This is a genomic window from Luteibacter sahnii, from assembly GCF_034063545.1.
GTDB classification, from domain to species: Bacteria; Pseudomonadota; Gammaproteobacteria; order Xanthomonadales; family Rhodanobacteraceae; genus Luteibacter; species Luteibacter sahnii.
In genome coordinates this window covers 463769-489361 of record NZ_JAQLOK010000001.1, presented here as the reverse complement: position 1 = coordinate 489361, position 25593 = coordinate 463769, and the positions used below count along the sequence as shown (strand labels likewise).

At 65.9% G+C, this 25593-nt stretch carries 26 protein-coding genes; 2 read left to right on the top strand and 24 right to left on the bottom strand.

Annotated elements, in window-relative coordinates; translation table 11 throughout:
• Positions 1-2: 2 nt before the first annotated feature.
• Genes flhB through fliN form a run of 6 tightly spaced genes read right to left on the bottom strand, consistent with a single transcriptional unit; the run spans position 3 to position 3654 of the window.
• Entirely contained in the window at positions 3-1148 is a 1146-nt protein-coding gene (gene flhB, locus PI246_RS02340; RefSeq protein WP_320549672.1) for a flagellar biosynthesis protein FlhB, read from the bottom strand.
• A complete protein-coding gene (gene fliR, locus PI246_RS02335) occupies positions 1145-1918 on the bottom strand; it encodes a flagellar biosynthetic protein FliR (protein WP_320549671.1) in 774 nt (257 codons plus the stop codon). The genes flhB and fliR overlap by 4 nt, the downstream gene beginning before the upstream one ends.
• Complete coding sequence (fliQ, locus tag PI246_RS02330; RefSeq protein ID WP_320549670.1) at positions 1918-2187, bottom strand: flagellar biosynthesis protein FliQ; 270 nt, start codon at positions 2185-2187, stop codon at positions 1918-1920. The genes fliR and fliQ overlap by 1 nt, the downstream gene beginning before the upstream one ends.
• Positions 2184-2927, bottom strand: coding sequence for a flagellar type III secretion system pore protein FliP (gene fliP, locus PI246_RS02325; protein WP_320549669.1), 744 nt, complete (start codon positions 2925-2927; stop codon positions 2184-2186). Before fliP ends, fliQ begins: the two co-directional genes overlap by 4 nt.
• Positions 2924-3337, bottom strand: a complete 414-nt coding sequence (gene fliO / locus PI246_RS02320) for a flagellar biosynthetic protein FliO (protein ID WP_320549668.1) — start codon at positions 3335-3337, stop codon at positions 2924-2926. Before fliO ends, fliP begins: the two co-directional genes overlap by 4 nt.
• 5 nt (positions 3338-3342) lie before the next feature.
• A complete protein-coding gene (gene fliN, locus PI246_RS02315; RefSeq protein ID WP_320550239.1) occupies positions 3343-3654 on the bottom strand; it encodes a flagellar motor switch protein FliN in 312 nt (103 codons plus the stop codon).
• Between the two features lie 1163 nt (positions 3655-4817).
• Between fliN and PI246_RS02310 the strand changes: the two genes are divergently transcribed.
• Entirely contained in the window at positions 4818-5747 is a 930-nt protein-coding gene (locus PI246_RS02310; protein ID WP_320549667.1) for a hypothetical protein, read from the top strand.
• 3 nt (positions 5748-5750) lie between these two features.
• The gene (locus PI246_RS18455; RefSeq protein WP_369335405.1) at positions 5751-5999 is read left to right on the top strand and encodes a M35 family metallo-endopeptidase; all 249 of its coding nucleotides are present in this window, start codon (positions 5751-5753) and stop codon (positions 5997-5999) included.
• 704 nt (positions 6000-6703) lie between these two features.
• On the opposite strand, the gene fliM is transcribed toward PI246_RS18455, so the two are convergent.
• The 18 genes from fliM to flgJ all read right to left on the bottom strand — a co-directional run bounded on the left by fliM (position 6704) and on the right by flgJ (position 25593).
• Entirely contained in the window at positions 6704-7723 is a 1020-nt protein-coding gene (gene fliM, locus PI246_RS02305) for a flagellar motor switch protein FliM (RefSeq protein ID WP_320549666.1), read from the bottom strand.
• A gap of 16 nt (positions 7724-7739) precedes the next feature.
• Complete coding sequence (locus PI246_RS02300; RefSeq protein ID WP_320549665.1) at positions 7740-8237, bottom strand: flagellar basal body-associated FliL family protein; 498 nt, start codon at positions 8235-8237, stop codon at positions 7740-7742.
• A 128-nt stretch (positions 8238-8365) separates the two neighbouring features.
• Positions 8366-9487, bottom strand: a complete 1122-nt coding sequence (locus PI246_RS02295) for a flagellar hook-length control protein FliK (RefSeq protein ID WP_320549664.1) — start codon at positions 9485-9487, stop codon at positions 8366-8368.
• A gap of 35 nt (positions 9488-9522) precedes the next feature.
• Entirely contained in the window at positions 9523-9957 is a 435-nt protein-coding gene (gene fliJ / locus PI246_RS02290; RefSeq protein WP_320549663.1) for a flagellar export protein FliJ, read from the bottom strand.
• Positions 9957-11318 carry a flagellar protein export ATPase FliI gene (gene fliI, locus PI246_RS02285; RefSeq protein ID WP_407069766.1) on the bottom strand — a complete coding sequence of 454 codons (1362 nt, stop codon included), beginning with the start codon at positions 11316-11318 and terminating at the stop codon, positions 9957-9959. Before fliI ends, fliJ begins: the two co-directional genes overlap by 1 nt.
• Positions 11315-11974, bottom strand: a complete 660-nt coding sequence (locus PI246_RS02280) for a flagellar assembly protein FliH (RefSeq protein WP_320549662.1) — start codon at positions 11972-11974, stop codon at positions 11315-11317. The genes fliI and PI246_RS02280 overlap by 4 nt, the downstream gene beginning before the upstream one ends.
• Positions 11974-12963, bottom strand: coding sequence for a flagellar motor switch protein FliG (gene fliG, locus PI246_RS02275; protein ID WP_320550237.1), 990 nt, complete (start codon positions 12961-12963; stop codon positions 11974-11976). The genes PI246_RS02280 and fliG overlap by 1 nt, the downstream gene beginning before the upstream one ends.
• 13 nt (positions 12964-12976) lie before the next feature.
• Positions 12977-14686: a flagellar basal-body MS-ring/collar protein FliF gene (gene fliF, locus PI246_RS02270; RefSeq protein ID WP_320549661.1), complete on the bottom strand. Its 1710-nt coding sequence runs from the start codon at positions 14684-14686 to the stop codon at positions 12977-12979.
• Between the two features lie 30 nt (positions 14687-14716).
• Entirely contained in the window at positions 14717-15058 is a 342-nt protein-coding gene (gene fliE / locus PI246_RS02265) for a flagellar hook-basal body complex protein FliE (RefSeq protein WP_320549660.1), read from the bottom strand.
• A gap of 82 nt (positions 15059-15140) precedes the next feature.
• Positions 15141-16562, bottom strand: a complete 1422-nt coding sequence (locus PI246_RS02260) for a sigma-54 dependent transcriptional regulator (RefSeq protein WP_320549659.1) — start codon at positions 16560-16562, stop codon at positions 15141-15143.
• A 300-nt stretch (positions 16563-16862) separates the two neighbouring features.
• Complete coding sequence (locus PI246_RS02255; protein ID WP_320549658.1) at positions 16863-17453, bottom strand: PilZ domain-containing protein; 591 nt, start codon at positions 17451-17453, stop codon at positions 16863-16865.
• Positions 17454-17478: 25 nt separating this feature from the next.
• Complete coding sequence (gene fliT / locus PI246_RS02250; protein WP_320549657.1) at positions 17479-17775, bottom strand: flagellar protein FliT; 297 nt, start codon at positions 17773-17775, stop codon at positions 17479-17481.
• The gene (gene fliS / locus PI246_RS02245) at positions 17772-18188 is read right to left on the bottom strand and encodes a flagellar export chaperone FliS (RefSeq protein WP_320549656.1); all 417 of its coding nucleotides are present in this window, start codon (positions 18186-18188) and stop codon (positions 17772-17774) included. The genes fliT and fliS overlap by 4 nt, the downstream gene beginning before the upstream one ends.
• 22 nt (positions 18189-18210) lie before the next feature.
• Positions 18211-19569 (bottom strand): flagellar filament capping protein FliD, encoded by a 1359-nt coding sequence (gene fliD, locus PI246_RS02240; RefSeq protein WP_320549655.1) that lies wholly within the window; start codon positions 19567-19569, stop codon positions 18211-18213.
• Between the two features lie 138 nt (positions 19570-19707).
• On the bottom strand, positions 19708-21105 hold the full coding sequence (locus tag PI246_RS02235; RefSeq protein ID WP_320549654.1) for a flagellin N-terminal helical domain-containing protein: 1398 nt from the start codon (positions 21103-21105) through the stop codon (positions 19708-19710).
• Between the two features lie 355 nt (positions 21106-21460).
• Positions 21461-22660 carry a flagellar hook-associated protein FlgL gene (flgL, locus tag PI246_RS02230; RefSeq protein ID WP_320549653.1) on the bottom strand — a complete coding sequence of 400 codons (1200 nt, stop codon included), beginning with the start codon at positions 22658-22660 and terminating at the stop codon, positions 21461-21463.
• A gap of 2 nt (positions 22661-22662) precedes the next feature.
• Positions 22663-24537 (bottom strand): flagellar hook-associated protein FlgK, encoded by a 1875-nt coding sequence (gene flgK / locus PI246_RS02225; protein ID WP_320549652.1) that lies wholly within the window; start codon positions 24535-24537, stop codon positions 22663-22665.
• Positions 24538-24588: 51 nt separating this feature from the next.
• Positions 24589-25593, bottom strand: a complete 1005-nt coding sequence (gene flgJ, locus PI246_RS02220; RefSeq protein WP_320549651.1) for a flagellar assembly peptidoglycan hydrolase FlgJ — start codon at positions 25591-25593, stop codon at positions 24589-24591.

Here is a 25593-nt window from a genome sequence, read left to right as displayed (position 1 = left end):
CGTCAGTTATCCATGCGGTACGGCCCGAGCAGCTCAGGATCGATGTCCTGCCGGGGCAGATCGGGCGGGAGGTCGCCCATGGCGATCGCCTGCTTCAAACGGAACACGTAGGCCAGGATCTGGGCCACCGCGACATACAGCGCCGCGGGGATTTCGCGTCCGATGTCGGTCGTGTGATACAAGGCTCGTGCCAACGGCGGGGCTTCGACCACCGGAACCTTCGCACCGGCGCCCACATCGCGGATCTGGGCGGCGATCAGATCGACGCCCTTGGCCACCACGCGCGGCGCTCCCATGCGGTTTTCGTCGTATTTGAGGGCCACGGCGAAGTGGGTCGGATTGGCCACGATGACGTCCGCCGTGGGCACGTCTTCCATCATCCGGCGGCGCGCCATCTGCTGCTGCATCTGTCGGATCTTTGACTTCAGCTCCGGACTGCCCTCGTTTTCCTTGTGCTCGTCCTTCACCTCCTGCTTGGTCATCTTCATCTTCGAGGTGAAGCTGAACTTCTGCCATGGCGCGTCGATGAGACCGATGAGGCCCAGCGCGCAGCCGAAGATCAGCGAGGCATGGCCGAACAGGCCGAACGCATGGGCGATACCCTCGCCGACCGGGCCGCTCCCGGTGGCGAACATGTCCTGCACGCTCTTGCGCAGGAACCAGAGCAGCGCCCCACCGATGAAGACCAGCTTCAGGATCGACTTGCCCAGCTCGACCAGCCCGTTCATCGAGACGAGGCGGCCGAAGCCCTTGATCGGGTCGAGGCGATCGAACTTGGGCAGCAGCGCCTGGCCGGAGAAATGGAGTCCGCCCATCAGGGCCGGGGCCGCGATAGCGGCGACCATGGTGGCCGTGAACACCGGGCCGAGCATCTTCAGGGCTTCCAGGGCCGCCGCGCCCAAGGCATGGCGCAGGCCGTCTTCGGCGAACATGTCGTCGCGGCCGTAGCGCAGGCCCACGTGCATGATGTTGGCCGCGTGCTGGGCCATCTGGTCGCGGGTGGCGATCAGGGTCGCCACGCCGGACAACACCACCACGGCGGTGGACAGCTCGCGCGATCGCGGTATGTCGCCCTTCTCGCGCGCCTCGCGAAGGCGTTTTTCGCTGGGCGATTCGGTGCGGTCTTCCTTGTCGGCGGCCTCGCTCACGGGCGGCCTCCGACAAGCTGGCGCATGGCATCCCACGCGGCGGTCTGCAGGGTGTCGAACGCACCCGGCAGGCCGCGCAGGGCCAGCCACAGGGCGACCATGCCCAGGCAGATGGTGATGGGAAAGCCGACGGCGAAGAGGTTCATCGACGGCGCCGAGCGGCTGATCGCACCGAAGCCCAGGTTGACGATGAGCAGCGCGGTGAGCGCAGGCAAGGCCACGCGCACTGCGCCGGAAAACAGGTGGGTCGCGAAGCCCAGCACGCCCCATACGCCGTCGGCGCCGATGCCCTGGGTGCCCACGGGCAAGGTGCGGAAGCTGTCGGCGAGCAGGTCGATGAGCTGGAGGTGGCCGTTGAGCGCCAGGAACAGCAGCGTCACCAGCATGGTGTAGAACTGGCTCAGCACCGGCACGGTGCCGCCGACACCGGGGTTGACCACCTCGGCGAAGCCCAGGCTCATCGCCTGGGAAACGAACTGGCCGCCGAAGGCGACGGCCTCGAACACCAGCTTGAGCAAAAAGCCGAGCGCGGCACCGATCAGCACCTGCTGCGCCAGCACCTCGATGCCCTGCGCCGACAGCGGCTTGATGTCCAGCGGCGCCAGCGGCGCGAGCACCATCGTCAGCACCACGGTCAGGCCGAGGCGGATGCGCGCCGGGATCAGCGACGCGCCCAGCACGGGCGCCACCAGCATCAGGCCCGAGACCCGGGCCATGGCCCAGCAGGCGCCGCCTACCCAGCCGGAGAGCTGGCCGAGGTCCAGCGGCATCAACGCACCGCCTGCGGCAACGACTCGATGAGTCCGCGGGTGAAGGTGACCAGCGTGCGCAGCATCCACGGGCCGGTGATGATCATCACCAGGGCCATGGCGATCAGCTTCGGGATGAAGCTGAGCGTCTGCTCGTTGATCTGCGTCGCGGCCTGGATCATGCCGATCAGCAGGCCCACCGCCAGCGCGGTGAGCAACAGCGGCGCGCCGACCAGCATGGCGATGTGCAGGGCCTGCTGGCCGAAGCCGATGACCGATTCGGGCGTCATGTGAAGAAGCTTCCCGCCAAGGTGCCCAGCAGCAGGGTCCAGCCGTCGACCAGCACGAAGAGCATGATCTTGAACGGCAGCGAGATGATCATCGGGGAGACCATCATCATGCCCATCGACATGAGCACCGAGGCCACCACCATGTCGATGATGAGAAACGGGATGAACAGCAGGAAGCCCATCTGGAAGGCGGTCTTCAGCTCGCTCGTGACGAACGCCGGCAGGGCCACGCGGTAAGGCACGGCGTCGCGGTCGGCGTAGGGTTCGTCGCCGGCCAGGCGGGTGAAGAGCTGAAGGTCGGGCTCACGGGTCTGTTCGAGCATGAAGTGCTTGAACGGCGCGGCCGCCAGCGGCAGGGCCTCCTGCACGTTCATCGTGCCGTCCATGTACGGCTTCACGCCCGCGTCGTAGGCCTTGTTGAGCACCGGCGACATGACGAACAGCGTGAGAAACAGCGACAGGCCGAGGATCACCTGGTTCGGCGGCGTGCTGTTGGTGCCCAGCGCCTGGCGCAGGAAACCCAGCACGATGACGATACGGGTGAACGAGGTCATCATCAGCAGGATGGCCGGCAGCACGGTCAGCGCCGTCATCAGGGCCAGCATCTGGATCGACAGCGACCACTGCTGCCCACCGCCGGCACCCGGCTGCACGTTCACCAGGGGGATGCCCTGCGGATCGGCCGCGAAGGCCGCCACCGGGGCAAGCAACAGCAGCAGAAACACCAGCCCGCGCCTCATGGCCGCTTCCACTGCGAGAGCACGTCGCGGAAGCCGCGCGGCGCGGCGCCCTGCGAGGGCGTAGCGTCGTCGGGCAGCGGGGCGTCGAGCACGTGCAGGGTGCGTAGCCCGCCGGTGGGCGACGCGCCCACGAGCAGTTGCGTGCCACCCACGTCGATCAGCATCACCCGGTCCTTGATGCCCACCGGCATCGATTCGATCACGCGGATCCGGCGGCCGCCGGGACGGATACGCGCCTGCGCGCGCCGGCTCATCCAGCCCACGAAGAAGATCAGCGCGACCACGCCCAGCAGGCTGATCAACACGCGGACCAGCTCCGCCCCCGTGTCGACCGGCGCGGCCCCGGCGACCGGCGCGGCCAGCAGGGCACCAGGCAGCAGGCCGCCCACGGCGGCGACGATGTGGCGCATGCGGCTCACCGGAGCTTGCGGACGCGTTCGGCCGGACTGATCACGTCGGTGAGACGGATGCCGAATTTCTCGTTGATCACCACCACCTCGCCATGGGCGACGAGGGTGCCGTTGACGAACACGTCCAGCGGCTCGCCAGCGGCGCGGTCCAGTTCCACCACCGAGCCCTGGTTGAGCTGCAGCAGGTTGCGGATGCTGATCTTGGTGCGGCCGACTTCCATCGCCATGGTCACGGGCACGTCGAGGATGACGTCGAGGTTGACCTCGCCGAGGCCGGCCGCCTGGGCGAGCGCGCTGTCGCTCTGGCCGTCGAGCATGTCGGGGTTCATGGGATCGTTCATGGCGTTTCCGGGGGGTTGCCTAGGGTCGCCTGCTGGGAAGCAAACGCCATGCCATGGGCCAGTATTCGATATTTGCCAGTAATATCAGATCACTAGCCCCTGGAACCCGCGTTGCACGGACCGCCCTTGACGGAAAGCTGACGCTCGACGGCAGTTAGTCACGGTGTCGGTCAGTTGACGGCCCAGGCTGCGGCGACGCGCCTTTCGGGTGGACGCCCGACATGCGATCAGTATTTAAAAAGTTCACTGCGAATAACCGCGAGCCATCCCTGCCATCGCCATGGCGATCGGGTGGCTGATTCCATCAGGCGGGTCGTGGCGGTCTTGCAACCGCGTATCGCCAGAGCGCGTTACACCTGAGCATTTCGCGGGAAACCTTGCTACCCACCCTCGCTACCCGCAAATCCCCTCCGCGTTCGAAACGAAAGGCCGCCGACGCGGCCGGTGTGACCAATCGGACCTGCGGCCGCTAACGAGTGCGGAACTCGCCTTGAGGGTGCGCACTGAAGGCTCAGGTCTCACTGTCCGGGCCGGCAGCGGGACCTGTATTCAGGAGGCGCTCTTGAGGTTCTGTAAAGAACCATAACGAGAAGGGGCCTTCCAAAAGCGGAAGCTCAGCCGTTCGTATTGCTAAGACACCTCGATAGGCGCACGTACACAAAGCAAGAGCACGCATACACACACAAGCGTTTAATGAGGCTCGAATACGGCGGATAAGACGGGTGCGCGACGCGACAGGGATGACCTCAACTTTTCAGGTCCGGCGTCGAAACCGACACCGATGAGTATTCCTTGAATCCAATACAAGGCGCATCGCATCCACACATCGCTGCTTGCGGCCAAGGATCGGCAGAGCTGTCTCCGTCATCGAGTACGACGGTATGGCCTATGCCTTCTACCGTGGTGTTGGCCCGGCCCCTTTGCTCCGCGGACGACGCAGCAGCAAACTTACTTCGGTAAGTCGTTCACGAACTCATTGACACGACTCCGATCACGCCAGTTGCGGTTACGACGCATTTTTCCGCAATGTTCGCCGCATCTTTCAACGCCAACGTGGTGGCCCTCCCGGCAATTGAACCGCATAGGATCGCGTGCTAGGTTCGCGTCCGCAGGGAACAGGGACTCACTTGGAGGTATACATGAAAAGACCATTTCTCTTTTCTGTTTTTGCTTTGATACCCATCTTCATATCCTTTAGCTGCATTGCTTCTGACATCGACGTGCAGATCGCTCCGCATTCACTGGTTAATCAGACATCTTCCAGCGTTGTAACGGTTACGGTAACAAACACCGGCACTAACGCCGTGTACATTCCGAAGTCGCTCAGCCCATTCTACGCACCCAGCAATCACTTGATGACGAAAATATTCAAAGTGACTGATGCGAGCGGCAAGGAGGTGCCGTTCACCGGTCGAATGGTACGAGTCGCGCCACGAGACCCGGACACCTACTTCTTCAAGATCGATGCTGGAAAATCGATGTTGCAGGATGTTGATCTATCCACTGACTACGACCTCACGACAGCAGGAACGTTTCAAGTCAGCTATACGCAGGGATATACCTTGACTATCCATATGGACGCAGACGGCGAGATTGACAGCGATTACAACTACCAAGCCAGTCAATCAGTATCTATATGGATTGCCCCACCGAAAACAGGTGCATCTTCTCATAGCATGGCGCTGTCGCAGCCGACTCAAACTTCAGACGGCCAGCAATGCACCAGCGCACAGACGACAACGATCCGTGCAGCGGCTTTGGAGGCCTACAACGTTTCCCTCAATGCACTTCAAGGAATCGAGACTCTTTACACGGTGGTACAGAGCGAAGACTCGTCTGGCACCCCAATCTATCAAGGCCGAATCAAAGACGATGCCACTTACACTACTTGGTTCGGCCCCACGCAGAACACTGGCGGAGTGTATTACTCAAAGCCGTCTTACACCGACTATTGGCGGACGAACGTAGACTTTGAAATGATACATTTCATGAATTCAATTGCTCTTCGCATCGGCGCAGGGAATTATCTATGCGGCTGCCCCGGATACGACTCCCGGACCGCAGCCTGAACAATCCCCCAGACGCGGACAATTACATTTTGCGAGGGCTTTTTCAATCTAAAACAAAGCGACGGATTCTACGATAGCCAAGTTTTGACGCTCATCCACGAAGTCTCGCACTACGTAGATACGTGGGGCGAAGGAACTGGTGATTATGCCTACGGGCACCAGGGTGCCCGGTCTCTCGCGGCAAAGGACAAGTTCAACGCCGTCAAAAACGCTGACAACATCATGTACTACGAAGGCACTTACATCCACTAGTTAGCTTTATCAGAAACACCTAGCCCTAAATCGCAGCGCCTGCTGGTTTTTTAATGAGTGCATACCAGGCGCCATCATAGCGATGAACATTTTCGACCGATGGATGGGTCCGCTTGCACGCCGTCCAGCCCGAATCCGATCGCTACGTGTGACGTCCAGGAGCGTGCCTTGGCCTGCCCGTAACTCGCCAGCGCAATGGCGAGTGCGTCGCTAACTTGACGACGAAATCGAGATTTTATCGCAAATGTGATTACCCCTAAGACTCTCTACGCCTGGCGCAGCGCCGACGATCAGACGACGATGCCCGCCTTACCGGTCTGATCAAGCATCACTGGATTGCCAGCAGCGGGGTCCGCAGCCAGCGAAAGCTCGCCACGGATCTTCGTGAGATTGTCTACGCATGCAGTCGCCGCCGTGTGCTCCGCATATGCACACCGAAGGCCTGTGCACACATTGGCTACGGGTCAAAGCCTTGACATTACGGCGGGCCGATCAGCCACACAGACAACTTGATGTGATGACTCTCGCTCACGTAAAACAGCGTGTTGGTTAGCTAACTTGACCAAAAGACCGTCGGCAATCAAACGAGCCGTCACAGCTCGCCTGATCGTCGCATGGCATTTTTTCGTATGCAGGCAACCTTGAGGGATCGGATACGATCCGCTCCCACCCATGCCCTAGCCCGCCTTCGGGAGGCGTTTTCGTCAGGCCGGGTCGGCCAACGGCTCCACCGGCAAGGGGGCGGGGCGTGCGCCGTTGCGACGCATCAGCGTCTCGAAACGGATGGCCTTGTTGCCGTTGGAATTGGCCATGCGGCCACGGAAGATCGGCACGTCTTCGGCGAAGACGGTCGTCAGGTCGGGCATGTTGATGGGAATCACGTCGCCCTTGCGCAGGTGCAGGAAGTCGCCGATGGTCAGGCGCGCCTCGGCGAGCATGGACGTGACTTCCACTTCCGCGTCGAGGATTTCCTCGTGCAGGTTCTGGATCCAGCGTTCGTCCCGTTCGGCGCGGTCGCTCTGTACGCCGGCGTCGAGCAGCTCGCGGATCGGTTCCACCATCGAATACGGCAGGGTGAGATGCACTTCGCCGCCGCCACCGTCCAGTTCAATGTGGAAACGCGAAACCACCACGGTTTCCGTCGGGCTGACGATGTTGGCGAACTGCGGGTTGATCTCGGAATTGAGAAACTCGAACTGCATCTTCAGCACGGGTGCCCAGGCTTCGGCCATCGCGCCGAACGCTTCCTGGAGCACGATCTGGATGACGCGGTTTTCGGTGGGCGTGAAATCCCGGCCTTCGATGCGGGCGTGGTAGCGCCCGTCGCCGCCGAAGAAGTTGTCGATGACGGTGAACACCAGGCGCGGCTCGAACACCATCAACGCCGTGCCGCGCAGCGGCTTGATGCGGATGAGGTTGAGGTTGCTCGGCACGGCCAGCGAATGCACGTACTCGTTGAACTTGGTCATCTTCACGCCAAGCACCGAGACCTCGCACGACTTGCGCAGCACGTTGAACAGGTTGGCGCGGAAGTAGCGCGCGAAACGGTCGTTGACCATTTCCAGCGTCGGCAGGCGGCCGCGGACGATGCGGTCCTGCTGGGTGAAGTCGTAATCGAGGACCGAACCGGGCTCGACCGGTTCGTCGAGATCGGTCTCGACCGCACCGCCTTCCACGCCCGCCAGCAGGGCATCGATTTCTTCCTGGGTGAGGATGTCGCTCATCGACGGAGTTCCCGCGTCACTGCATGATGAAGCTGGTGAAATACAGGGCGTCGATGCCCGGCTTGCCGATCTTCTGCTTGAGGATGCGCTGCACCTCGGCGAGCGCCGCAGCCTGCAACTTCTGCTTGCCCTTCACGTCCGACAGCGACTTCACGTCCTGTGCGGAGAACAGCATGAGCAGCGCGTTACGGATTTCCGGATCCGCCTCTTTGACAGCGGCGATCGCCTCGGGATCGTGCGACATGACGTTGACACCCACCTGGAGGAAACGCAGGGCGGTGTCGTCCTGGAAATTGACGACGAAGGCCGGGTCCATCTGCAGGTAGATCGCCGGCTTGGCCTTTTCGGCTTCGGCCGCCGTGGGCGCGCCTTTGCCATGGCCGCCCTTGAGCAGCACGAACGCACCGCCACCGCCGGCGGCGAGTACCACGATGGCGCCGATGATCAGGAGCTTCGCCTTGCCCTTCTTCTTCGGTTCGGGGGCGGCGTCGGCGGTGTTGGGATCGGCGGCCATGCAGGTAAAACCTCTTCGATACGGATGACGGGGCGGGACTGTACCCTGTCTACGTTAAAGCAAGTGGCATGCCATGCATCGACGATGGTTTTTTGACGCGTGACGACGCCTCGTCACGCGAGGAGGCGTCAGGCCACCTCGTCGAGCAGCCCACGCGATACCGGCGACGTGGCCACCACGGATGCCGTCGGCGCCGCGTCGGCCGAACCAGCGGCCTCGCCGCGCGCCGACGACGCGCCTCCGTCGCCGCCCTGCCCCGCCTGGCGCTGGCCGACGTCGGCCTGGCCGAGTTCGAGGCCGTGATGGGCGAGCATGGCATCGAGCTGGGACAGCGTCTGCTGCACGGCATGCACCGCCGCCGGATGCTGCGCCATGATCGCGACGTTGACCTTGCCGCCATCGAGGTTGACGCGCACGTCCATGGAGCCGAGCTCTTCCGGATGCAGCTTGATCTGCGCTTCCTTGATCTGGCCCGCGCCCATCCAGGCGATCTGCTCGCCGAGTTCCTGGGCGAAGTGCGGCGAGGTTGCCGGCTGGGTAGCCTGCCACTGCGGCACCGCCGCCACGTTCGTGCTCGACAGGTGCAACGGCGGCATGGGCGAACCCTGCATCAGGTCGGTCGCGCTTCGGGTGTCCGCTTTGTCGCGTATCGCGTCGGTAGCCTGGGCGGCGAGCAACGACGTGAACACGTTCGGCGGCGCCACGGCCGTCGCGTCCGTCGTGGCATGGAGGCCCAGGGACGCCAGGAACCCGTCTTTCGCCCCGGTCGCCGCCGCGTCGGTGCCCAGCGGCGGCAGATCGCCCAGGCTAGTGGCAGTCGCGCCGACGGCCGCACCGGCGGCATGGCCGAGTGCATCGGCCGGCGTGGTCGATGGCGCGGTGGGGGTCTTGGGCGCCACGCCGATCAGGGCGAGCACCGCGCTGGCGAGCGTGGCATCGGTGGCGGAGGGATCATCCTTGCCGTCGTCGTCGTGCCGGGTGGCATCGTCGTCGGTCGTGGCCGGTGCTTTCGCCTGCGCCGGTGTCGTGGACGCCACACCGTTGGCGGACGTATCGTCGGGCGGCGTCGACGAGGCACCCGCCTTTGGCTTCGGCGGCGGAGGCGGCGAGGTGGACCTGCCGGCGTCGGCGCGCGCCGTGGCCATGGCCGCGTCGAACCCGTGAGCCGACGACGAAGTGTCGTTCGACGAAGCCGCTGGCGCGGTGCTGGCCGGGGCGGCGACGTTGAGGGCAAGCGTGGCGTTATTCATCGGGAAAGATCCTGGCAAGACGAGGCACCGGCGCGTCAGTCCGCGCTCCGGCCGTTGCGACGGTATTGGGAGCGTTCGTCCGCCTGTTCCTGCTCGCGGCGGTCCTGCGACTTGCGCTCCTGTTCACGGTATTTGCTTGTGACCGAATCGAGCGCCTTCGCGCGACCGCGCGCGTCGGTCCACGCGCCGCGCGCCGCGTCGAGGGCACGCTCGCGGCGCTGCACCTCGCCCAGCTGCTGCACGATGGCCATGTCGATCTTCTGCAGGAACTGCTGCCGGTTGAGCAGCGCGCTCACGCCGATGCCCGCGGGCATCTCGGCGTATTCGTTGCGGTAACGGCGCAGTTCCGAGAGCTGGTGCTCGGCGTCGGCCAGCGCGCGCTGGTGCGTGGCGAGCGCACGGGTGGCGTCCTCGGCCTTTTCGGCGGCAAGATCCACCACGGGTTGCAGGCGGTCGGCGCGTGATGGCATCAGTCGGCCCGGGTGGTGGCGGCGAGGCCGTTGACGGCCTCGTCGAGATCGACGGGTTCGTCGGTCTCTTGCTGGAGAAACGCGGACAGGCGCGGGTAGAGGGCGATGGCCTCGTCGGTACGCGGGTCGCTGCCCTTCTGGTAGGCGCCCACGGCGATGAGGTCGCGTTGCTGGCGATACGCCGAATACACCTGGCGGAAGCGTTGCGCCGAACGCATGTGCTCCTTGCTGACCACGGCGGGCATCACGCGGCTGATCGAGGCCTCGATGTCGATGGCGGGATAGTGGCCGGCTTCGGCCATGTCGCGCGACAGCACGATGTGACCATCGAGAATGGCGCGCGCCGAGTCGGCGATGGGATCGTGGCGGTAATCGTCGCCTTCGGTCAGCACGGTGTAGAACGCGGTGATCGAACCGCGACCCTCGGCATCGTTGCCGGCGCGCTCGACCAGGGCCGGCAGCATCGCGAACACCGACGGCGGGTAACCCTTCGTCGCCGGCGGCTCGCCGATCGCCAGGGCGATCTCGCGCTGCGCCTGCGCGTAGCGGGTCAACGAATCCATGAGCAGCAGCACGCGCTTGCCCTCGTCGCGGAAGTGCTCCGCGACGGCGGTCGCCACCTGGGCGCCGCGCAGGCGCGACAACGGTGGCGCGTCGGCCGGCGCGGCGATCACCACGGCGCGGCGGCGTCCCTCCTCGCCGAGGGTATGGTCGACGAATTCCTTGACTTCGCGGCCACGCTCGCCGATCAGGCCCACCACCACCACGTCGGCATTGGTGAACCGCGTCATCATGCCCATGAGCGTGGACTTACCCACGCCAGAGCCGGCGAACAGACCGATGCGCTGGCCGCGGCCAACGGTGAGCAACGCGTTGATCGCGCGCACGCCGGTGTCCAGCGGGGTGTCGATCGGCTGGCGCAGCATCGGGTTGATCGGATCGCGCCGCAGCGGCGCGCGATCGCGCGCCAGCAGCGGCCCCTGTCCGTCGAGCGGTGCACCGTCGGGGCCGATCACCCGGCCCAGCAGCGAATCGCCCACCGGGACACCGGTGACCGCCGCGACGGGCGTGACTCGCGCGTTGGGTAGCACGCCGTGCATTTCACCGGTGGGCATCAACAGCAGGCGGCCGTCGGCGAACCCGACCACCTCGGTTTCGAGCGACTTGCCGTCCGCCGCGGCGACCATGCACCGCGCGCCCACCGGGGCCTCGCAGCCGACCGCTTCGAGGGTAAGCCCGACCACGCGGCGCAGCTTGCCTTCGGCTTGCAGAGGCCGCACGCGCGCCGCGTTGGCCGCCTGTGCGGACAGCGCATCGCGCCAATGGGCGTTGCGCGCGGCCAGGTGCGACTCGGCGTTCACGGGGTATCGTCCTCGCCAGCCGGCGCGATCGGCGCCACGAGCACACTGTCGATCACGGCGGCCAGCCGCGTGCGCACGCGCGCATCCAGCCGCGAATGTTCACTTTCCAGGCGCACGTCGCCGCGCTCGAGCGAGGCGTCGTCCACCACGGTGCCGTCGGGATCGACCGCGCTGCGATGCTCGCGCACGATCGCCGCGTCGGCGGGATTGAGGTGGATCTTCAGATGACGCGTCGCCGCCGGCAGTGCGTCCACCGCCTGGCGCACGACGTCGAGAATGGTCTGGGGACGGGTGGCGATCTCGAAGCCGAGCACGCGCTCGGCGATTACGGTTGCCAACGCCGCCAGTTCGCCCGCCACCTCATGGTCGAGGTCGGCGAACGGGCGCTGCATGGCCGCGATGATCGCGTCGACGCGGGCGACCTGGGCCGCGAGTTCGCGCTTGGCCATGGCCCGGCCTTCGTTCAGGCCGGCATTGAAGCCCTCTTCGCGCGCCTGCCGTTCGATGGCCTCGATCTCGGCCACGGTCGGTCGTTGCGGACCGGCGTCTTCGGCGGCCTCGGCCGTCGGCTCGGGGTCGGGCGCGCCGACCACGGGAAGCTCCCAGCGTTCGAAGCGCTCGACCCGCTCGCGGGAGAGGATGGACGTAAGACTCATCAGACGAACTCGTCCCCGCCGCCGGCGAGATTGATCTGGCCCGCGTCAGCGAGGCGGCGCGCGGTGGCCAGCACTTCCTTCTGTGCCGCATCCACCTCGGAGAGGCGAACCGGACCCTTCACCTCGAGGTCGTCGCGCAGCATGTCCGCCGCGCGCTTGGACATGTTGGCGAAAATCTTCTCGCGGATCGCCGCGTCGGCGCCCTTGAGCGCGGTGATGAGGCGGGCCGACGGCACCTCGCGCAGCAGCGTCTGCATGCTGCGGTCGTCGAGTTCGGCCAGGTCGTCGAAGACGAACATGAGTTCTTCGATGCGCTCGCCCAGGCCCGCATCGATGCCACGGATGGCCGTCATCAACTCGGCCTCGCGCGCGGTCTCCATCGCGTTGAGGATGTCCGCGGCGGCCTTGAGGCCGCCGACGGTCGCCGACTTCAGCTTGGTGGAGTTGCCGGAGAACTGGCGCTCCATGATTTCGTCGAGTTCGTTCAGCGCATGCGGCTGCACGCCGTCGAGCGTGGCCACGCGCATGATGACGTCGCTGCGCGTGCGCGCCGGGAGATAGCTGATCACTTCGGCCGCCTGGTCGGGCTCGAGATGCGCCATCACCAGCGCGATGATCTGCGGGTGCTCCTGGCCGATCATCTCGGCGATCGCGCGGCTCTCCATCCACTTGAGCGACTCCAGGCCCTTGCTGCTGCGGCCCAGGAGGATGCGATCGATGAGGCCACCGGCCTTGTTCTCGCCCAGCGCATTGACCAGGATGCGGCGGATGTATTCCTCGGTACCGACGCCGATAGCGGTGTGCTGGCCGACGTCTTCCTGCAACTGGGTGAGCACGGTCTCCACCTGGTCGCGCGACACGTTCTTGAGCGCGGCCATCGCCGTGCCCACGGCCTGCACTTCGCGCGCGCCGAGGTGCTTGAGGATCGACGCGGCGTCCTCCTCACCGAGCGTCAGCAGCAGGACGGCCGCTTTCTGCGCACCCGTCAGCATCTCTTTCGTATCAGCCGCCATCGTCGCCCACCCAGCTCTTCACGACCTGTGCGATCTGCTTCGGATTCTCGGCGGCCATGCGCTTGGCGAGGCCGACCTTCTGTTCGTAGGCCAGCAGGTGCGGCGAGCCGAGCTGCGGCTGCGCACTGGTGCTGACGCGGTCCGGCGTCATGTCGTCGTCATCGACCATCACCGACACGGTCGGCATCGGGCCCGCGAGCGCCACGTTGTTCATCATCACCGGGGCCGGCTTCAGCAAGCCCTTGAGGATGGGGCGCAGCACGAAGAAGCCGACGATCAGGGCCACCATCACGCCCAGGCCCTGCTTGATCAGGTCGAGCATGCCCGGATGCTCCCAGAAGGGCGCGCTCTCGGGTTCGGCATCGGCCACTTCGCCGCGGAACGGCTCATTGATCACGCTGACACTGTCGCCGCGCGCGGCGCTGAAACCGACGGCGTTCTTGGTGAGTTCGGTGAGCCGGCCCAGTTCGTCGGCCGTGAACGGCACGCTCGTCGACTTGCCGTCCTTGCCCACCACCTGCTTGTTGTCGACGACCACGGCGACCGTGAGGCGGGCGACCTTGCCGGCCGGGTCGGTCACGTGACTGACCGTGCGATCGAGTTCGTAATTGCGCGTCGCGCTCTGCGAATTCTGCGTCGGCGTCTGCGCCGTCTGCGTCGTGGCACCCTGGGCGCCCGGCTTGGCGCCGCCGTTGGCCGGGTTGGCCGCCGTGGCGTTGGCGCCGGTGTTCGGCGGCTGGTTGCTCAGCGCGCCGGGCACGCCGCCCTGGCTGGCGCCGTCGCTGCGCGTCTCGCTGCTGGTCTGCTCGCTGCGCAGCGCCGGGTTGTCGTGATTGAAGGTTTCGCTGGCCTTTTCCGTCTGCGCGAAATCGAGGTCGGCGAACACCTGCGCGCGCACCTTGCCGGCACCCACCAGTGGGGTGAGCAGGTCTTCGACGCGCTGGGTATACGTGGCCTCGATGCGATTGGACAGGCGCATGCGCGTGTCGCCGATCGCCATCGCGCTATCGGGATCGCTGACGGTCAGCAGGTTGCCAGCCTGGTCGATGACCGAAACCTGGCGCGTATCCAGACCCGGCACGCTCGCGGCCACCAGGTGCACGATGGCGGCGACCTGGCCCTGGTCGAGCTGGCGTCCCGGGTACAGCGTGACCACCACCGACGCGCTGGCCGGTTTGTTGTCGCGGATGAACGCCGACGGCTTGGGCATGGCCAGGTGCACGCGCGCGGCGCGCACCGATTGCAACCCGGCGATGGTCGAGGAGAGGTCGCTTTCGAGCATCGACTGATAGCGCGCGCGCTCGGCCATGTCGCTCATGCCGAACGGCGAATCCGAACCCGGCACGGTGGCCGCCGCGGCGCCCTGCGGCAGGCCCTGGCCGGCGAGCTTCAGGCGCACGCCCGCCACGTCGGCGGCCGGCACGAAGATGGAGCTGCCGTCGGTGCTCAGCGTATAGGGCGTGTTGGCCGCCTGCAGGGCCTGGGTGACGGCTGCGGCGTCTTTCTGTTCGAGGCCGCCATAGAGCAGGCCGTAGTTCGGCGCGCGCGACCACAGCACCGCCGCGATACCGATCGCCACCGCGGCGGCGATACCGGCCAGCATGAAGAGTTGCCGCGCCGCAGGCGTCTGCGCGAGGGACTTCAGCGAGTCCATGCGCTTGCCGCCGCTTTCCGTGTTAGCTACGCCGTTATCGGCCATGGTTCGGGCTCAATCGGTTCGTGGGGTCGATCAGATCGACATGTTCATGATTTCTTTGTACGCATCGACGAACTTATTGCGTACTTCGGTCATCGCGCGAAAGCCGAGGTCGGCCCGTTGCCCCTGGATCATCACCTGCGCGAGATCCACGCTGGGATCGCCACGCTCGAACGCGTTGGAGAGCTTTTCGGCTTTGTCCTGCGCCTTGGCCACGCCGTCGATCGATTGACGCAGCACGTCGCCGAAGCTGCCTTTCGCGACCGGCGCCGTCTCGTTGCCCAGGCCGCCGACGCCGCGGATCGCGGGCATCTCGGTCTGCGCGCTGATGCGGCGCATCTGGGAGAGAAGGTTGTTGACGTCGATCGTGCTCATGACGGTTTTCCAGCGCGGTATCGGACTTATGACACGCGATGCACGAGGTGTGCCAATCGCGCCCGTCGCGCGAAGACGGCGCTCAACCGGCCTGCGCGGCCTCGGAAAGCCCGTACTTGCGGAGCTTTTCCACCAGCGTGGTGCGCTGCACGCGAAGCAGCTTCGCGGCGTGGGCCACCACGCCGTTAGCCGAGTTCAGCGCCTGGCGGATCAGGCCGATCTCGATGCCGGCGAGGTGATCCTTCAGGTCGAGGCCGCCCTGCGGCAGCACCGAGGGATCGCCCTCCCCGCCGAGCGCGGTGAAGCTTTCGGTGACTTCAGGCTCGGCTTCCATCATGGCGATCAGCGCGGCCCCGGAGACTTCTTCCAGCGGCGCGGCGCCACGGTATTTTTCCGGAAGGTCGGCCGCGCGCACCTCACCGTGCGGCATGAGGATCGCCATGCGCTCGACCAGGTTGGACAGCTCACGCACGTTGCCCGGCCAGCCGTGCCGGCACAGGGCGTTCATGGCGCCGGGCGAGAAACGCACCGACGACAAGCCACGCTGCACGAGGCGCTGGTTGAATTCGCCGATCAGGGCCGGCAGGTCTTCCAGGCGCTGGCGCAGCGGCGGCATCTCCAGCGGGAACACGGAAAGGCGGTAGTAGAGATCTTCACGGAAGCCGCCGCGCTCGATGGCCTCTTCGAGGTTGCGGTGCGTGGCCGCGATGATGCGCACGTCGCAGCGCTGCGGACGGTTGCCGCCCACGCGCTCGAACACGCGCTCCTGCAGCACGCGCAGCAGCTTCACCTGCATCGGCAGGCTCATGTCGCCGATCTCGTCGAGGAACAGCGTGCCGCCCTCGGCCAGTTCGAAACGGCCCTTGCGGGTGCTGATGGCACCGGTGAAGGCTCCCTTCTCGTGACCGAACAGCTCGCTCTCGAGCAGTTCGGCGGGGATCGCGCCGCAATTGATCGCGATGAACGGCTTGTCGCGACGTGGCGAGCACTCATGGATGGTGCGGGCGACCATTTCCTTGCCGCTGCCGGATTCGCCCAGCACCAACACGCTCGAATCGAACGGCGCCACCTGGCGGATCAGCCCGTTCACGCGCTGCATCGGCCCGGACTGGCCGACCATCCGCAGGCTGGCGGCCGGCGGCTGGATGCGTGACTGGAGCGCGCGCAGGGCTTCGGACAGGCGCTCGTAGCGCAGGGGCAGTTCGATCAGCTCGACGCTGTGGTTGCGCGAGTCGTCGGCGAGCAGGGTCGAGGCCAGCGGCGAGTCGGCGGCGACCAGCATCGGCAGGTCGCGACCGTTGCGGCCGAGCGCGCCGATGCAGGCGTCCAGTTCGGCTTCGCTCTGGACCGTGCCGACGAACACGCCGCGCCAGCTTTCCATCGCATCGGCCTCCTGCAGGCTCGTGGCCGGCACGGGACGGTATCCGAGGAAGGCCAGCACCGACATGATGCCGTCGGCGCGGGAACGGTCGGATTCGACGACGAGAAAGTTGGACGACTTCATTAGGAGTTCCTCACCAGGTCGGTTCGAAGTGCTGATCGACTTCACGGGAGGTATCAATCAAAGAGCGTGCCAACGACGGAATTCCGGCGCGCGACGACGTAAAAGCACGTCGCGCGGGGCTTCGCAAGGATGTGAGCGAAATCGCCAGATCGCGTCGCGAAAACGTGAAGACGTCACGTTTGACGACACACGTCACGAATGTGACGCAGGGGGCCACAAGACGTTTTTTCGTCGCGTGACGTAAAAGGTCACTTAGTGCCGAAACCGTTGGGGGACAACGCGCCGCCCCCTAGGCCACGACTAAGGTACGTCGCCGCGGCCGTCACCGCCGTCGCCCGGACGGGCCTGGGCGCGCGCCTCGGCCACCTGGCGCCGGTGCTGGCGGAACACCAGGCGCTCGATGCCATCGCGGGTCGCTTCGGTGAGCCCCTCGAAACCGATGAAGCCCCGGCCGTCGGACGGCCCCGGCAGTCGCACGCCCGGCAATTCGAGCGGCAGGGCTCGGCAGGCGTCGAAATGAAGCCGCAGCACCACGGCCTGCCCGACGGGCGGCAAGCCGTCCCAAGGCAGTACCGCGCCGTGGGCGTTGAAACGCACGGGGATGCGCGGCGGCAGGCCCGCCTGGGGCAACAGCAGCCGGTTGACGATTTCCATGAGGACATTGAGCTTGGCGTCGAGCCGGACGATCTCCTGGCTCAGGGCGCCGTCGTCTTCGCTGGTTTCGCTGCGCCGCTCCATCAGGGCCGAAACGGCCACCAGCACGGACGCGTTACGGTCGTTCACCAGGGCCAGTTCCGACGGATCGGGACGCTCGCGGGTTTCGCAGGTGGCGTGGAACCGGGCATCCCAGGCCACGCGCTCGGAAAAGGCCTTCCAGCCGTCGTCGCTCATCGCACCCCTCCCCGCCATGGCCTGCTCAGAACGAACTATACGCGGCCACGGCGCGGCGCACGCGGCGCGCCTCGTCCCACGCCTGGGCCGCCTCGTCGCGGGCGGCGGAGACGAGGTCGGTGATCAGGTTTTCCAAAAGCATGATGGACTTGAGCGTTTCCATGGTCTCCGGTGCCTGGCGCATCGTGCCGGCATGGAGGATGGGATCGCGCTCGGCCTGGAGATCGGCCATGTCGTCCCAGCGCGATTCGCTGGCGGCGGCGTGCATCGACTCGGTGAGCTCCAGCACCCGGGCCACGTCACACCAGAGCACGTCGTTCACGCGCCCGCTCCAGCCACCTGGCGGGCCTCGACGGGAATGGCGACCCAGCTGGCGCGAAGCTGGTTGAGCAGGCGGGAGACTTCGTCCAGCGCCTCGGTATCGTCATGCAGGTTGGCCTGGAGCAGGCGCCGGCTCATGTAGTCGTACAAGTCGGCCAACTGGCCCACCAGCGGCGTTTCGATCTCGGGATTCAGGCCGGACTGCAGCCCGCCCACGATCTCGATGACCTTGGAGATCGCCTCACCCTTGCCGGCGACGTTACCGGTCACCATGCAGCCGCGGGCGAAACGGATGCGCTCCAGCGCGCCGTCCATCAGCAGGGTCACGAGGCCATGCGGGTCCGCCGTTTCCACGCCGCCCTGGGCATGGACCTGCTGGTAGGCGCCTGCGCCGCGGGAATAGCCGTAAGACATGAAAGATATCCTCGAGAAATCGTCAGGACTTGCTGTTGGCCAGCATGTCGAACTGCTGCGACAGGAAGCTGGTGGTGCCGGCGAGCTTGGTCATCATCGCGTCGAGCGCGGTGTACTGCTTGGTCAGCCGGTCCGAGTAGGCGTTCATCTGATCGTTGAGCGCGTCCTGCTGGGCGTTCAGGTCCTTGGTGGCCTGATTGAGGTTGTTCTGGCGCTGGGTCAGGATGCCGGTGGACGACGTCCAGCCCGTGATCAGGGTGTTCAGCGCCGGCGCGATACCGTTGCTGCCGCTGAGCAGGTTCTGGGTTTCCAGCGGGTTGTTCGTCAACGCGTTGGTCAGCTTGGTGGTATCGAGCTTGAGCGTGCCGTCCGTCTGGAAAGCGACGCCCAGGTCGCTGAGCGACGACGGGCCGGTCGCATTGCCGGTGAACTGCTTGCCGAGCAGGGTCGAGATCTGGCTCTTGATCGACGACACGGTGGCGTCGCCGATCAGCGCGCCCACCTGCTGGTTGGTCGGGTCGTACTTGGTCAGCTGCTGGTACGTGCCGATGAAGCTGTTATAGGCATTGACCAGGCCCTGCACGCCGGATGTCACCGCGCTCATGTCGTTGGTGACGCTGAGGGTGGTCTCGCCGGTCTTGGCAAGGGTGATCGTCACGCCGTCGATCGCCGTGGTGGCGACGTTGGTCGAGCTGCTCGCGGCGAGGCCGTCGATCGTGAACTTGGCGTCCTGGGCCGCCACGGTCGGCGTGCCGCTGGCCGGGTCGAAGTTCAACGACGCCAGGTTGCCGTCGCCACCGCTGCTGGTCACCTTGAACGCGTTGGCCGCGCCGGCGCTGTTCGACGACAGCACCAGGTGCGCGCCATCGGTACCGGTGACGATGCTGGCGCTCACGCCCGGGTTGTCCGACGACTTGTTGATCATGTCGCGGATCGTCTGCAACGAATTGTTCGTGCTGTCGACATTCAGCGACATCGACTTGTCGCCGATGGCGATGGTCAGCGTGCCGGTACCGACCGCGGTGCTGCTGTTGGTGAAGGCCGGCGACGTGGTCTTCTGCGCGGCCGCCAGCTGGGTGACCTTGATGTCGTAGTTACCCGGCTGGGCGTTGGTGCCGGTGATGGCCGTAAAGACCGTGTTGTCGCCGATGGCGACCTTGCGGGTCTGGAAGGCGGTGCCGTCGCTAAGCGAGGCGATGGCCGTCTGCAGCGCGCTCACCGAGGAGGTGAAGTTGCCGAGCGACGAAATCTGGGTGCTGTTCTGGCTGAGCTTGTCCGCAATCGCCTGGTCGGGTGCCGCGCGCTTGTTGGCGACGAGGTTCTTGACGATGGTCGGCACATCGATCGAGCTGGAGCCGAGATTGACGGGACTGGTTGCCATGAGGTGCTCCGTGGAAGACGCCTCACTGCCCGGGCGCCAATTTGCCGACGGCGGCCCCCGTGTCGAAGGCCGCCGCGGACAACTAAGCAATTACCCTGCCAACCCCGGGGGCGGACCCCGGGGTGGTAGCGCTGCCGATTAACCCAGCAGCTTGGTGACGATCTGCTGCGACTGGTTGGCGGTGGCGAGCACCGACACACCGGCCTGCTGCAGGATCTGTGCCGAGGACATGTTCGCGGTTTCCTGGGCGAAGTCGGCGTCGGTGATGGCCGAGCGCGACGAGGTCAGGTTCTGCGAGATGTTCTGCAGGTTGGAGATGGTCGACTCGAAGCGGTTCTGCACCGCGCCGAGGTTGGAGCGCAGGCTCGACACCGACTGCAGGGCCGCGTCGACGCGGTTGATGGTGGCGTTGGCGCCGTCGACCGTGGCGATGCTGGAGTCGGCAAGCGTACCGGTGCCCACCGCGACGTTCTGCGAGGTGAAGCCCAGGGTGGCGGCCGGGCTGCCGGCGGTGGCCGTGATCGTCAGGGCCTGGGCCGAGGCGATGTTCAGCGAACCGTTCTGGCCGACGTAGGCCGAGATGCCCTGCGACGACTGGCTGTTGATAGCGTCGGCCAGGTCCTGCGTGGACTTGAACGTGCCGGAGATGTTGAACGCGGTGCCGCTGCCGACCTGGATCGAAAGCTGGCCGGCGGCGATGGTCACCGGCTGGGCCGGGGCCGTCACGGCGGCGTTGACGCCCGTGGAGGTCTGCGTACCGGTGTTGGCGGCGAGCGTGCCGTTCAGGCCCAGGCTGGTGGCCTTGTTACCGGCGACCGTGATCGCCGCGTTGGTGCCGTTGGTCAGCTTGATTTCGCCGTTGACCACCGAGGCCAGGCCGGCCGACACGCCGTTGATGGCGGTGGCGAGCGAGTTGGCGTCGGTGAAGTTGCCGGTGACGCTGGTGCCGCCGATGGTCAGGTCGCCGTTGGCCAGGCTCAGGCCCGCCGGGAACGTGGTGGCGACCGAGGCCTGGGCCAGCTGCCCGACCTGGTTGGCCTTCATGCCCTGGTTCAGGCCGACGGAGATCACTTCACCGACATTGGCGCCGACCTGGAAGCTCAGGTTCTTGGCCGAGCCGTCGAGCACTTTCATGCCGTTGAAGTTGGTCTGCGTGGCGATACGGGTCACTTCCGACAGACGCTGCTGCACTTCGGCGTCGAGGGCGGCGCGGTCGCTGGACGAGTTGGAGGCGTTGGTCGACTGCACGGCCAGCTCGCGGATGCGCTGCAGGTTGTTCGTGACTTCGTCCAGGGCCGATTCGGTGGTCTGCGACAGCGAGATACCGTCGTTGGCGTTGCGGACCGCCTGGTTCAGGCCGTTGATCTGGGTGGTGAAGCGGGTCGAGATGGCGAGGCCGGCGGCGTCGTCCTTCGCGCTGTTGATGCGGTTGCCCGACGACAGGCGCTCGATGGCCGAGGACAGCTTGTTCTGCGACGCGCTCAGGTTACGCTGGGCGGTCAGCGACATCATGTTGGTGTTGATGGTCAGAGACATGGGAATGATCCTGTGTAAGCGGAACCGAATGCCGGAATAAGTTGCGGCGTAGTCCGGCGGGGTTCCGTTAGGGAAGCCTTCCGCCTCAGAGAGGTTTACGGCACGCCGGGAAGAAACTTGAGTGGATTTTCTGACGCTGTAGCGACTTCATGTGACGCAGGCCCGGTAGGAGCACCCTGCCCAGCTGCCGTCACGAGGGGTATCGGCATGGATCGCACAGGGTTTAGGGCCTTTTTCGATGATTTGCCGGTGATGGGCAAATAACGCGAAAGCGGTAAAAGACGGCGGTCGGCCGCCCGTGATAATCAGAGCGAAAAGCGCATGGACCCCATCCGCGCGCCTTCGCCGGAATCGATTACTTGAGGTAATTGAAAAGCGACAGGTTCTGCATCTTCACGTACGCCTGCTGGGCCACGTCGAGGGCGGACTGCTCCTGCGCGAACTTGCTCGTGGCGCTGGCGTAGTCCAGTTCGGTGAGGTTGGACAGCGTGCTCTTGTATTGCAGGCTCGCGTCGGAGCCGATGTCGGTCTGCTGGTCGAGCACGTTCATCCGCGCGCCGATCTGCGTGCGCGTCTTGAGGAAATTGCCCTGCGCCTGGTCGAGGTTCATCAGCTGCGCGTTGACCTGGTTGTTCATCGCCGGACCGCCGCCGTTGCCGGCCTCGAAGGCGTTGATGATGCCGGCGACGCTGGAGAACACGTCCTGGTTCGACGACGGCGACACGCTGAAGGTGTCGCCGGTGGCGGGGGTGCCCGTGATGTTCAGCTGGGCGCCCTTGAACTGGATCGCGCCGGCACCGCCGGTGTACGTGCCGGTGGAGACCACCGGCGCAGTCGGGTCGGTCAGGTCGTGCACCTCGTAGGTGGTCGGCGAGGTGAAGGTGACGCCGTAATTGCGCCCGTCCCACTGGCTGGCGTCGGTCACCGAGGTGGTCTGCACCACCGCCGTGCCGGTGTTGGCGGCGCCCGCGCCGACGGTGAAGGTGCCGTTGCCGCCCTTGATCGCCATGAAGACCGAATCGCCGTCGTCGCCGGTCGCCACCTGCATACCCGGCGCCGCCGCGACCATGCGCTGGTTCTGATCGCCGCCGTAGGTCACCGACAGGTCGCTGAGGGTGAACGGTTGGGTCGAGGTGCGGCTGCCGGCGAAGATGTATTCGCCCTGCCCGTCGCGCGTGTTCGCCAGGCCCGCCAGGGCGCTGAGGTTCTGCCGCAGTTCGGCGGCGATCGACTTGCGCGACTCATCGGTCTGCGTGCCGTTGTTGCCCTGCAGGGTGAGGGTGCGGATGCGGTCGAGGATGTCGCCCGCGGACGAAAGCGCCTGTTCCTCGGTGGAAAGGCGGTTCGACGCCGACTGGATGTTGCGCGTGTACTGGTCGTTCTGGGCGCTGGCCGAGCTGACGTCGACCGCGCGCGCCGCCGCTGCGGGGTCGTCCGACGGCGTCTGGATCGCCTTGCCGTTGCCCAGCGCGAGCTGGGTCTGCGACAGGTCGTACTGGCGGTTGAGCATCGAATTGACCGCCTGCTGCTGACCCCATGTGGTGGAAATTCGCATGATCAGCCTCGTACCGCGCTCAGGAGGGAATCGAAAACCGTGTTGGCCGCGTTGATGACCTGCGCGGACGCCGCATAGGCCTGCTGGAAACGCAGCAGGTTGGAGGCCTCTTCGTCCATGTTCACGCCAGAGAGGCTCTGCTGCGCCGCCGTGGCCTGGTCGAGGATGCTCTGCTGCGCGGACATCGCCGTGTTCGCCTGCGCGCCCGCCGTGCCGACCTGCGCGATCAGCTGGCTGTAGGACTTGCCGATCGTGGTCACGCCTTTGTCGAGCACGCCGAGGTTGGCCACGTTCGCCAGCGCGAGCGCGTTGCCGTTGTCGCCGCTTGCCGAGCTCGCGGGGTTCACGTTGAACGTATCGTTAGCGGCAGGCGCACCGGAAAGCTTGAGCGTCCAGCCGTTGCCTGCGATCGTGCCGGGGTCGGTGTAGGTCTGTGCGGCGCCGCCGTTGACGGTGTAGGTCGTCGGGGAGGTGAACTGGATGACGACCGGCGTCTTCAGGTTCGGATCCGCGGCGTTGGTCACCGTGAGCGCGCCGAGCACGCCCTTGCCGGTGTTGGACGGCGAGCGGGTCGCCACGAGCGGGCCGGATGCCGCGATCTTGTTGGTGTCGGAGATCGCCACGCTGATCGTCGACGCGGCGTTGCGCGTGGGCTGGATCTGAAAACTGTCGCCCTTCTGGGGCGTCCCGCTGGGCACGGTGATCTGCAAGCCATCGACGGTCAGCGGGTTGGCGACCGAGCCGTTGCCCGTCGAGGGCACCGTGGTGCCATCGGCGGTGGTCACCGACCAGTTGGCGCCGTCGTAGCGCACGACGTAATCGGAGGCACTCAGCTTGCCTACGTCAGTGATCTTGGCCGCCATGGTGGCGTTGCCGGTGTTAGCCACGCTGTTGAACACCGCCGGGTCGGCGATCGAGAAGAAATTGCCGCCCTGGTCGCCATTGAGGTCGACGCCCTGGGCATGCTGGGCGTTGAATGCGCTCTGCATCGCGATGGCCGCGCGACCGAGCTGGTTGCGTGCCGGGTCGAGCACGGTGGTGCGGAAATCGAACGCCGCGCCCAGCGAGCCGGAGCCCAGCTGGTTGCTGATCACCGACCCGCCCGGGCCGACGACTTCCAGGCGCGAGGAGTCGTACTGGTTGGTCGCCGTGGTCAGCTTCACCGCGTTGGTGGCGCCCACCAGCGGCTGGCCGTTGCCGATCGACACCGTCACCATGTGGTCGCTGTTTTCGGTGACGCTCACGCCGACGATCGCCGACAGCTGGGTGATCGCCTGGTCGCGCGAATCGAGCAGGTCGTTCGGCGCCGCGCCGCCCGCGTAGGCTTTCTGGATCTGCCCGTTGAGGTCGGCGATGCTCTGGGCCAACGAATTGATGTCACCGACCGCGCTGGTGACCTGCTGGTTGGTCTGCTGGTCGATCTGCTGAAACTGCGAGGACAGCGAGCGGAATGTCGACACCAGCGTATTGGCCTTGCCCAGCAGCGCCTGCCGGCTGGCCGTATCGACCGGCGCGTTCGCCACGTCGTTGACCGCGCCGAAGAAGCCGTCCAGAGCCGTCTGCAGGTTGGCCGAGCCGCTCACCGCGTTGTTCGTCGCCGCGGTATAGGCGGCGTATTGGGTGGCGCGGCTCTGGCTGGAGGTAGCCGACCACATGGTCTGGGTGAGGAACTGGCTGTACGAGCGCTGCACGCTCACCGCATCGGCGCCCTGGCCGATGTACATGCCGCCGTAATACTGAGGCGCGCGTGCGTTGAACGACGTGGTCTGCCGCGTGTAGCCCGCGGTGTTCACGTTGCTGATGTTGTGACCGACGGTGGAGAGGCCCACTTGCGAGGCAAGCAGTCCGGATACCCCGGTGGAAAGCAGATCGGCCATCGTCGTGTCCTTGTGTCCTCGTGGCTTAGCGGGTCAGGGTCGCGGTGACGGTCACAGCGCGTCGGCGATGTGACTGAGCGCGGCGAGCGCCTGCTTCATCACTGGACCGTTGGCGATATCGACCAGCTTTTGCGCGTAGCTCGGATCGGTGGCATAGCCGCCGCGCGTGAGCGCGTGGGCGAAGCCGGCGATGTCGTCACCCCGCCCCACCGCCGCCGCGTAACGCGGGCTCGACGACACCATGTCGGCGTAGTCGCTGAACGACTGCGACGGCGAATCGTAGGCGCGGAAATTGTCGCGCTTGCGCACCGCCACGCCATTTTCGTATTCGAGGGTCGGCACGCTCACGCGCTTGCCGTCCCAGCTGCTGCCCGCCTTGATGCCGAACATGTTGTTGCTCGCGGTCGCGCCCTGCTGCGGCATGTGCTTGCCCCAGCCGGTTTCCAGCGCGGCCTGGGCGAGCAGCGCACGCACCGAGACGCCGAGCTTGCGCGCGGCCTCGATCGCGTGCGGCGCGAAGGTGCGCACGAAATCCTCCGGGCCGTCGATGTCCAGCTTGCCTACCGCGTTGGCGACGGCGTTGGCGCCGTCGCCCACCATGCGGCCGGCCTTGCCCACCATCGCCTCGAGCGAATCCATCAGGCCGCTGTTCTTGTCCGACGGCGACGAGATCGCCGACGCCGTGGTGGCGTCGCCGGTCACGCCAGCGAAAAGGCCGTCGTTGGCGCCCTTGGACGCCGACGATGCGCCACCGAGCTGGCGGATGAGCATGTCGGCGATGCCGATGCCGCGCCCCTGCGAAAGCGTCACCGACAGCTGCTGGTCGAACATCTGGCGGTAGGTATCGCCCGCCTGCGAGCCCATGATGTCGTCGCCCATGGACGCGCTGGCGTCGCGCATCGACTTGAGCATCATCTGGGTGAAGATCGACTCGAACTGCTTGGCGACGGCCGGCAACGCGGCGTTCGCGTTCTTCTGCGCGGCCGACTTCAGGCCACCCAACGCCGACAGGTCGGTGTAGGTGCCCAGGGCCTGCGTGTCGACGGCGGCGGCCAT

Coding starts and splice junctions, on each gene's coding strand:
- fliR (WP_320549671.1), bottom strand. CDS start 1,918: ATGCCGCTGGACCTCGGCCAGCTCTCCGGCTGGGTAGGCGGCGCCTGC.
- fliN (WP_320550239.1), bottom strand. CDS start 3,654: ATGCTCGACGGCCAGAGCGACAGCGCGCTCGCCCAGGCGGCCGGCCTC.
- PI246_RS02280 (WP_320549662.1), bottom strand. CDS start 11,974: ATGAGTCTTACGTCCATCCTCTCCCGCGAGCGGGTCGAGCGCTTCGAA.
- fliJ (WP_320549663.1), bottom strand. CDS start 9,957: ATGCCATCACGCGCCGACCGCCTGCAACCCGTGGTGGATCTTGCCGCC.
- PI246_RS02235 (WP_320549654.1), bottom strand. CDS start 21,105: ATGTCTCTGACCATCAACACCAACATGATGTCGCTGACCGCCCAGCGT.
- PI246_RS02310 (WP_320549667.1), top strand. CDS start 4,818: ATGAAAAGACCATTTCTCTTTTCTGTTTTTGCTTTGATACCCATCTTC.
- PI246_RS02295 (WP_320549664.1), bottom strand. CDS start 9,487: ATGAATAACGCCACGCTTGCCCTCAACGTCGCCGCCCCGGCCAGCACC.
- fliP (WP_320549669.1), bottom strand. CDS start 2,927: ATGAGGCGCGGGCTGGTGTTTCTGCTGCTGTTGCTTGCCCCGGTGGCG.
- PI246_RS02255 (WP_320549658.1), bottom strand. CDS start 17,453: ATGAGCGACGACGGCTGGAAGGCCTTTTCCGAGCGCGTGGCCTGGGAT.
- fliS (WP_320549656.1), bottom strand. CDS start 18,188: ATGTCTTACGGCTATTCCCGCGGCGCAGGCGCCTACCAGCAGGTCCAT.
- flgL (WP_320549653.1), bottom strand. CDS start 22,660: ATGCGAATTTCCACCACATGGGGTCAGCAGCAGGCGGTCAATTCGATG.
- flgJ (WP_320549651.1), bottom strand. CDS start 25,593: ATGGCCGCCGCCGTCGACACGCAGGCCCTGGGCACCTACACCGACCTG.
- fliE (WP_320549660.1), bottom strand. CDS start 15,058: ATGAGCACGATCGACGTCAACAACCTTCTCTCCCAGATGCGCCGCATC.
- fliQ (WP_320549670.1), bottom strand. CDS start 2,187: ATGACGCCCGAATCGGTCATCGGCTTCGGCCAGCAGGCCCTGCACATC.
- PI246_RS02260 (WP_320549659.1), bottom strand. CDS start 16,562: ATGAAGTCGTCCAACTTTCTCGTCGTCGAATCCGACCGTTCCCGCGCC.
- PI246_RS02300 (WP_320549665.1), bottom strand. CDS start 8,237: ATGGCCGCCGATCCCAACACCGCCGACGCCGCCCCCGAACCGAAGAAG.
- fliO (WP_320549668.1), bottom strand. CDS start 3,337: ATGCGCCACATCGTCGCCGCCGTGGGCGGCCTGCTGCCTGGTGCCCTG.
- fliM (WP_320549666.1), bottom strand. CDS start 7,723: ATGAGCGACATCCTCACCCAGGAAGAAATCGATGCCCTGCTGGCGGGC.
- fliD (WP_320549655.1), bottom strand. CDS start 19,569: ATGGCAACCAGTCCCGTCAATCTCGGCTCCAGCTCGATCGATGTGCCG.
- fliF (WP_320549661.1), bottom strand. CDS start 14,686: ATGGCCGATAACGGCGTAGCTAACACGGAAAGCGGCGGCAAGCGCATG.
- flgK (WP_320549652.1), bottom strand. CDS start 24,537: ATGGCCGATCTGCTTTCCACCGGGGTATCCGGACTGCTTGCCTCGCAA.